General features: G+C 45.1%; 4 protein-coding genes. All 4 read right to left on the bottom strand.

Features of this window, described 5'->3' with window-relative positions:
- Positions 1–467 precede the first annotated feature (467 nt).
- Positions 468–1,898: a dihydrolipoyl dehydrogenase gene (gene lpdA / locus AB6E85_RS24325; RefSeq protein ID WP_017059440.1), complete on the bottom strand. Its 1,431-nt coding sequence runs from the start codon at positions 1,896–1,898 to the stop codon at positions 468–470.
- A 242-nt stretch (positions 1,899–2,140) separates the two neighbouring features.
- On the bottom strand, positions 2,141–4,021 hold the full coding sequence (gene aceF, locus AB6E85_RS24320; RefSeq protein WP_372144541.1) for a pyruvate dehydrogenase complex dihydrolipoyllysine-residue acetyltransferase: 1,881 nt from the start codon (positions 4,019–4,021) through the stop codon (positions 2,141–2,143).
- Between the two features lie 26 nt (positions 4,022–4,047).
- Positions 4,048–6,711, bottom strand: coding sequence for a pyruvate dehydrogenase (acetyl-transferring), homodimeric type (aceE, locus tag AB6E85_RS24315; RefSeq protein ID WP_017059442.1), 2,664 nt, complete (start codon positions 6,709–6,711; stop codon positions 4,048–4,050).
- Between the two features lie 62 nt (positions 6,712–6,773).
- Positions 6,774–7,535, bottom strand: a complete 762-nt coding sequence (pdhR, locus tag AB6E85_RS24310; protein WP_009847596.1) for a pyruvate dehydrogenase complex transcriptional repressor PdhR — start codon at positions 7,533–7,535, stop codon at positions 6,774–6,776.
- Between the last annotated feature and the right edge of the window lie 334 nt (positions 7,536–7,869).

The following is a 7,869-nucleotide window of genomic DNA, read 5'->3' as shown; positions in this document are numbered from 1 at the left end:
TTCGAGATTCGAGATTCGAGATTCGAGATTCGAGATTCGAGATTCGAGATTCGAGTAAAGCTATTGAAAGGGTTGGCGTTTTCGTCAATCCTTTTTTGTTACCGATAGATGGATATTGGTTGAAAAAGATTCCCTACTCCTTCCTTCGTCAGTCTAGGGAATGACGGATATAAAGAACTCTTGCGCTTCACTTCATTATCGAAGAAATGCATCAAACACTCGAGCCAGAGATTCCCTACTCCCTCCTTCGTCAATCTAAGGAATGACGTAAATAGTGAGCAGCAACTCTCTCATATTCAAAAATAACCCAATCACAAACTTCAACACCTCATTTCGTCATCCTCAAGAGCGAGGTACGAGCGAGTTGGGGATCTCTTTTAGTAAAATGACTCACTAATAATGACGCATAAAAAAGCCGCTGACGAATCAGCGGCTTTTAAAAACATTAGCGAGTGCCTAAAGAAGAATTACTTCTTCTTTTTCACTGCTTTCTTGTTTGGAAGGTCAGTGATTGAACCTTCGAATACTTCCGCAGCTAGACCAACAGACTCGTGTAGAGTTGGGTGAGCGTGGATAGTAAGAGCGATATCTTCTGCATCACAACCCATTTCGATTGCTAGGCCGATTTCGCCAAGAAGTTCACCACCGTTAGTACCAACAACAGCACCACCGATTACGCGATGAGTATCTTTATCGAAGATCATCTTAGTAACGCCATCTGCACAGTCAGAAGCGATTGCACGACCAGAAGCAGCCCAAGGGAAAGTAGCAACTTCGTAGTTGATGCCTTCAGCTTTCGCTTCTTTCTCAGTCTTACCTACCCAAGCAACTTCTGGCTCAGTGTACGCAATTGATGGGATTACTTTAGGGTCGAAGTAGTGCTTCTTACCAGAGATAACTTCAGCAGCTACGTGACCTTCATGCACACCTTTGTGAGCAAGCATTGGTTGACCAACAACGTCACCGATCGCGTGGATGTGAGGAACGTTAGTACGCATTTGCTTATCAACATTGATGAAACCACGCTCATCAACTTCGATACCCGCTTTTTCAGCGTCGATAAGTGCACCGTTTGGAACACGACCGATAGCAACAAGAACAGCATCGTAGCGCTCAGCTTCAGCTGGTGCTTTTTTGCCTTCCATTGAAACGTAGATACCGTCTTCTTTCGCTTCAACAGCAGTCACTTTAGTTTCAAGCATTAGCTTGAACTTATTCTTAATGCGCTTAGTGAAAACTTTAACGATGTCTTTATCCGCAGCAGGGATAACTTGATCGAACATCTCTACAACTTCAACTTTAGAACCTAGAGAGTGGTAAACCGTACCCATCTCAAGACCGATGATACCGCCGCCCATGATAAGCAGTTTTTCAGGTACTTCGTTTAGTTCTAGTGCATCCGTAGAATCCCAAATACGTGGGTCTTCATGTGGGATGAAAGGAAGTTTGATTGGGCGAGAACCCGCAGCAATGATTGCGTTGTCGAAGTTAACAGTTGTTGCTTCGCCTTCGCCTTCAACAAGAATGCTGTTAGGGCCAGTGAACTTACCGAAACCGTTAACAACAGTAACGTTACGCATCTTAGCCATACCGCCAAGACCGCCAGTTAGTTGATCAACTACTTTTTCTTTCCAGATACGGATCTTGTTGATGTCCGTTTGTGGCTCGCCGAATACAACGCCGTGCTCTGCCATCGCTTTAGCTTCTTCGATTACTTTAGAAACGTGAAGAAGTGCTTTTGATGGAATACAACCAACGTTTAGACATACACCACCAAGAGTGCTGTAACGTTCAACTAGTACTGTTTCTAGACCTAAATCCGCACAACGGAATGCCGCTGAGTAACCAGCAGGACCTGAACCAAGTACAACAACTTGGGCTTTAATTTCTTTGCTCATTGTGACCTCTTGTAGTCATTATCCCTAACAGGCTGAGTAGATGTTCTTAAAATTATTGGGCTTTCAAACAGGAAACATTTTACAGAGATGTTAACAGTGTGAAAGTAGCTTTAAGTTAGCCTGTGAGCTAGACAACAATTCCCCATCAGATTATGAGAAATGCAGGAAACTGTTCTCTAAAAATAGTCTTTATATAAAGAATTAAGGTGACCCGAAAGTCACCTTAATAATTACTTTCTCAATTACAGTACTAGACGACGAATGTCAGATAGTGCGCTGTTTAGGAAAGTAATGAAGCGTGCACCTTCAGCACCATCGATCACACGGTGGTCGTATGATAGAGACAGTGGAAGCTGTAGACGTGGTTGGAACTCTTTACCATTCCAAACTGGCTTAATTTCAGACTTAGATACACCTAGGATACCTACTTCTGGAGCATTTACGATTGGAGTAAATGCAGTACCGCCAATACCACCAAGGCTAGAGATTGTGAAACAACCGCCTTGCATGTCTGCCGCTGTTAGCTTACCAGAACGTGCTTTCTTAGAAACAGCCATTAGCTCTTCAGATAGCTCGTAAATGCCTTTCTTGTTCACGTCTTTGAAGACAGGAACAACTAGACCGTTTGGTGTATCAACAGCGATACCCACGTTTACGTACTTCTTAAGAATGATGCTTTCGCCATCTTCAGAAAGAGAAGAGTTAAACGCTGGGAATGCTTCTAGCGCTTTAGCAACAGCTTTCATGATGAACACAAGTGGAGTGATCTTCATGCCAGTGTCTTTCTTCGCTTCGATTGCGTTCTGTTCTTTACGGAATGCTTCTAGCTCAGTGATGTCTGCGTTGTCCCACTGTGTAACGTGAGGGATCATTACCCAGTTACGGTGCAGGTTAGCGCCAGAGATCTTCTTAATCTTAGAAAGCTTCTGAACTTCAGTTTCGCCGAACTTGCTGAAGTCAACTTTTGGCCATGGTAGTAGACCAAGAGCAGAACCGTCGCCGCCTTTGCCAGATGCCGCTGCACCAGACTCTAGACGCTTAAGTGCATCTTTAACGTAAGACTGAACGTCTTCTTTAAGGATACGGCTCTTACGACCAGTACCTTTAACCTTAGAAAGGTTAACGCCAAATTCACGAGCTAGACGACGAACTACTGGAGAAGCGTGCGCGTAGTCACCGTTCTCTTGGAAGTCGCCAGCTGCTGCTGGAGCCGCTGCAGGTGCTTCTGCTTTAGGAGCAGGTGCCGCCGCTGGAGCTGCTGCTTGTGCAGGTGCTGCAACAGGAGCAGGCGCTGCGCCTTCAACTACGAACGTCATGATTAGAGAGCCAGTTGACACTTTGTCGCCAGCTGCAATCTTGATCTCTTTTACTGTACCAGCGAATGGTGCAGGAACTTCCATTGAAGCTTTGTCGCCTTCAACAGTAATTAGAGATTGCTCTTCTTCTACTGTATCGCCAACCGCTACCATGATTTCAGTAACTTCTACTTCGTCACCACCGATATCAGGAACGTTTACTTCTTTTTCAGCTGATGCTGCTGGAGCCGCTGCAACTGGTGCCGCCGCTGGAGCAGGAGCGCCAGAGCCCGCTACTTCAAATACCATTACTAGAGAACCAGTCGATACTGAATCACCAGAAGCGATCTTGATTTCTTTAACGATACCAGCGAATGGTGCAGGAACTTCCATTGAAGCCTTGTCACCTTCAACAGTAAGAAGAGATTGCTCTTCTTCTACTGCGTCACCGATAGCAACCATGATTTCAGTTACTTCAACTTCATCACCGCCGATGTCAGGAACGTGAACTTCTTTAAGCTCAGCTGCCGCTGCAGGAGCAGCTGCAACTGGTGCCGCCGCTTCAACTGCTGGAGCAGCCGGTGCTGCTGCAGCACCTTCCGCTTCGAAGATCATGATAAGAGAACCAGTAGAAACAGAATCGCCTTCCGCTACTTTGATTTCTTTAACGATACCCGCTTGAGACGCAGGAACTTCCATTGAAGCTTTGTCGCCTTCAACAGTGATCAGTGACTGCTCTTCTTCAACCTTGTCGCCAACGTTTACAAGAATCTCAGTTACTTCAACCTCGTCAGCACCGATGTCTGGTACATTAATTTCGATTGTCATTGTATTTACCTACCTTAATGCCAGTCTTATGCGTATTGCGGGTTAGTTTTTTCAGTGTCGATATCGAATTTAGCAATTGCTTCAACAACTACAGATTTCTCGATGTCACCACGTTTAGCCAGTTCAGTTAGAGCTGCAACTACGATGTAGCCAGCGTTAACTTCGAAGTGACGACGTAGGTTTGCACGGCTGTCAGAACGGCCGAAACCATCTGTACCAAGTACTTTGTAAGACTCAGTTGGCATGTACGCACGTACTTGCTCAGCGTAGTTCTTCATGTAGTCAGTCACTGCGATTGCAGGTTCTTTACCAAGAACAGTCGTGATGTACGGTACTTTCTCTTCAGCTTCTGGGTGAAGCATGTTGTCACGCTCTACCGCTTGGCCGTCACGAGTTAGTTCGTTGAACGACGTTACAGAGAATACGTCAGATGCTACGCCGTACTCTTCGCTTAGAATTTCAGCCGCTTTACGCGCTTCGTTCATGATAGTACCAGAGCTCATTAGTTGAACTTTGCCCTTAGCACCAGCGTGAGATTCAAGCTTGTAGATACCTTTACGGATGCCTTCTTCAGCGCCTTCTGGCATTGCTGGCATTGCGTAGTTCTCGTTCATTACTGTTAGGTAGTAGTAAACGTTCTCTTGCTCAGGACCGTACATGCGACGAATACCGTCTTGCATGATTACCGCTAGCTCGTAAGCAAACGTTGGGTCGTAAGAGATACAGTTAGGGATAGTGTTCGCTTGGATGTGCGAGTGACCATCTTCGTGCTGTAGACCTTCACCGTTCAGTGTTGTACGACCTGCAGTAGCACCTAGTAGGAAGCCACGAGCTTGTTGGTCGCCTGCTAGCCATGCCATGTCACCAATACGTTGGAAACCGAACATTGAGTAGTAGATGTAGAACGGGATCATCGGTAGATCGTTTGTGCTGTATGAAGTTGCAGCAGCAACCCATGAAGCCATAGAACCTAGTTCGTTGATACCTTCTTGAAGAACTTGACCAGACGTTGCTTCTTTGTAGTAAGAAACGATGCCTTTATCTTCAGGTGTGTATTCTTGACCGTGTGGGTTGTAGATACCAACCTGACGGAATAGACCTTCCATACCGAATGTACGAGCTTCATCACAGATGATAGGAACGATGTTCTTACCAATGTTCTTATCTTTAAGAAGGATGTTTAGCGTACGTACATAAGCCATAGTTGTAGAGATATCACGCTTCTGTTCACCTAGTAGAGGTGCGAATGCGTCTAGCTCAGGAACCTTGAACTCTTGAGTAAACTTAGGAAGACGTGCAGGTGTGTAACCGTGTAGAGCGTTACGACGAGCGTGCATGTATTCGTACTCAGGCGTACCTTCTTCCAGTTTCAGGTAAGGAAGTTCAGCGATCTTCTCATCTGAAAGGATGTCTTCTAGGCCTAGGCGATCACGTAGGTGTTGAACATGAGTCATGTCCATTTTCTTAACACCGTGTGCAATGTTCTTACCTTCAGCTGCATCACCCATGCCGTAACCTTTAACAGTCTTAGCTAGGATTACAGTTGGCTTACCGTTTGTCTCTTTTGCATTGTTGAATGCAGCAAACAGTTTAGAAGAATCGTGACCACCACGCTTAAGAGCGAAGATTTCGTCATCAGTCATGTCTGCAACTAGTGCAGCTGTTTCTGGGTACTTACCAAAGAAGTGCTCACGTACGTATGCGCCATCTTTAGATTTGAATGTTTGGTAATCACCATCGATAGTTTCGTTCATTAGTTGAAGAAGCTTACCAGTAGTGTCTTTAGCTAGTAGAGAATCCCAGTTGCTACCCCAGATAACTTTAACAACGTTCCAACCTGCGCCTTTGAATAGGCCTTCAAGTTCTTGGATGATGCTACCGTTACCCATTACAGGGCCGTCTAGACGCTGTAGGTTACAGTTGATTAGGAAACATAGGTTGTCTAGCTTCTCACGCGCAGCGAAAGAGATAGCACCACGTGATTCTGGCTCATCCATCTCACCGTCACCTAGGAACGCGTATACGCGTTGCGCTGAAGTTTCTTTCAGGCCACGGCCGTCAAGGTACTTAAGGAAGCGCGCTTGGTAGATAGCAGAGATAGGGCCAAGACCCATAGATACTGTCGGGAACTGCCAGAACTCAGGCATCAGTTTCGGGTGCGGGTAAGAAGGGATACCTTTACCATCAACTTCTTGACGGAAGTTATCTAGCTGTTCTTCAGTTAGACGACCTTCAACGAATGCACGAGAGTAGATACCAGGAGAGATGTGACCTTGGTAGTAAACTAGATCGCCACCGTCTGTCTCGTTTGGAGCACGGAAGAAGTGGTTGAAACATACTTCGTAGAACGCTGCTGCTGACTGGTAAGAAGCCATGTGACCACCAAGGTCTAGGTCTTTCTTAGAAGCACGCAATACGATCATGATTGCGTTCCAGCGAATAATCGAACGAATACGACGCTCAAGAGTTACGTCACCAGGGTAAGCTGGCTCTTGTGCTGCTGGAATTGTGTTGATGTAGTTTGTGTTGATGCCTGTAGCCATATCAACACCATCTAAACGCGCTTTATCTAGAACTTGTTCTAGTAAAAACTGTGCACGTTCTACACCTTCTTCACGTACTACTGACTCAAGAGCTTCTAACCAATCTTGAGTTTCCAGAGCATCAACGTCATGCTTCATGTCAGACATGGCGATCTATCCTTTTTGTTAGTTGGATTCTACTAAACACGTAAATAGCCGAAGTATTACGGCTATTTACCCTGTTGAATTCGACGTAAAGAACGTTCGCGGCGCGACTCTTCTTTGGTCAAATCCATCAATGTTTCTTCGATGTAAGCTAAATGAGAGTGTGACATTTCACGTGCCTGTTCTGGCTGTCCTGAAACGATCGCATCCACAATGTTAGCTCGATGTATACTCACTTTCTCCACAACGTCTTTACGACGATGCAACAGCTTTAAATTTTCTAAGACGTTTTGTTCGAGTAACGGAGCCAAGCTACGAACAATGTGCAATAACACCACATTGTGCGCTGCCTCTGTTAAAGCAATAAGAAAAGCCATCACCGCTGCAGATTCGGCTTCAATATCACCCTTATCTTGCGCACCGCGAATTTTTTCTTGGCATGCTTGAATTCGAGCAAAGTCTTCATCAGTGCCACGCAATGCCGCGAAGTAAGCCGAAATCCCTTCCATCGCATGACGCGATTCCAACAAGTCTAGCTGGGTTTCAGAATGGGACGACAACAAATTAAGCAAAGGATCTGAAAAGCTTTTCCAGATATTTTCGCTAACAAACGTACCTCCACCTTGACGGCGAGTAAGCAAGCGTTTTGCTTCTAAACGTTGTATCGCTTCTCGGATCGAAGGACGAGACACATCGAACTGTTTCGCCAGTTCGCGCTCAGGCGGCAGCTGCTGCCCTGGAGCCAGTGTTCCTTCCACTATCAACCTTTCTAACTCTTGTTCGATAACATCGGAGAGTTTTGGCTGACGAATCCTTTGATAAGCCATAGTTTGTTGTTCTTCTTTTTCTTCGCTGACAATTGGTAATACCAATTTTAAGTTGGGCAGAAATTAACATAATTAAAACGCCACTGTCCAGCCTAAAATTGACCTGCATCATAGAATACAGCGTGAATTAACCATGATTTAACAAATGAAATTTAAAACAGCAACCAAATTGGTCTTACCATTTACAGGGGTAATACTTTTGGGGAGTGTTCGTGCTAGAAAGTTTCAGGATAAAAATGAATTGTTTCAGAAAGATTAGCGTCACTTGTTTAAAAATCGAACCAAGCGCACATTTAGGGTGGAAATTCTGTTCATAAGTTTTAATAAATGAGTG

This window comes from Vibrio sp. 10N.247.311.51, assembly GCF_041467855.1.
In the GTDB taxonomy this organism is placed as follows: domain Bacteria; phylum Pseudomonadota; class Gammaproteobacteria; order Enterobacterales; family Vibrionaceae; genus Vibrio; species Vibrio coralliirubri.
The sequence above is the reverse complement of the archived record's forward strand: the minus strand, read 5'-3'. Positions and strand labels throughout refer to the sequence as shown.

Excerpts from the sequence above, each read along its gene's own strand:
- pdhR (WP_009847596.1), bottom strand. The coding sequence starts at position 7,535 with ATGGCTTATCAAAGGATTCGTCAGCCAAAACTCTCCGATGTTATCGAA.
- lpdA (WP_017059440.1), bottom strand. The coding sequence starts at position 1,898 with ATGAGCAAAGAAATTAAAGCCCAAGTTGTTGTACTTGGTTCAGGTCCT.
- aceE (WP_017059442.1), bottom strand. The coding sequence starts at position 6,711 with ATGTCTGACATGAAGCATGACGTTGATGCTCTGGAAACTCAAGATTGG.
- aceF (WP_372144541.1), bottom strand. The coding sequence starts at position 4,021 with ATGACAATCGAAATTAATGTACCAGACATCGGTGCTGACGAGGTTGAA.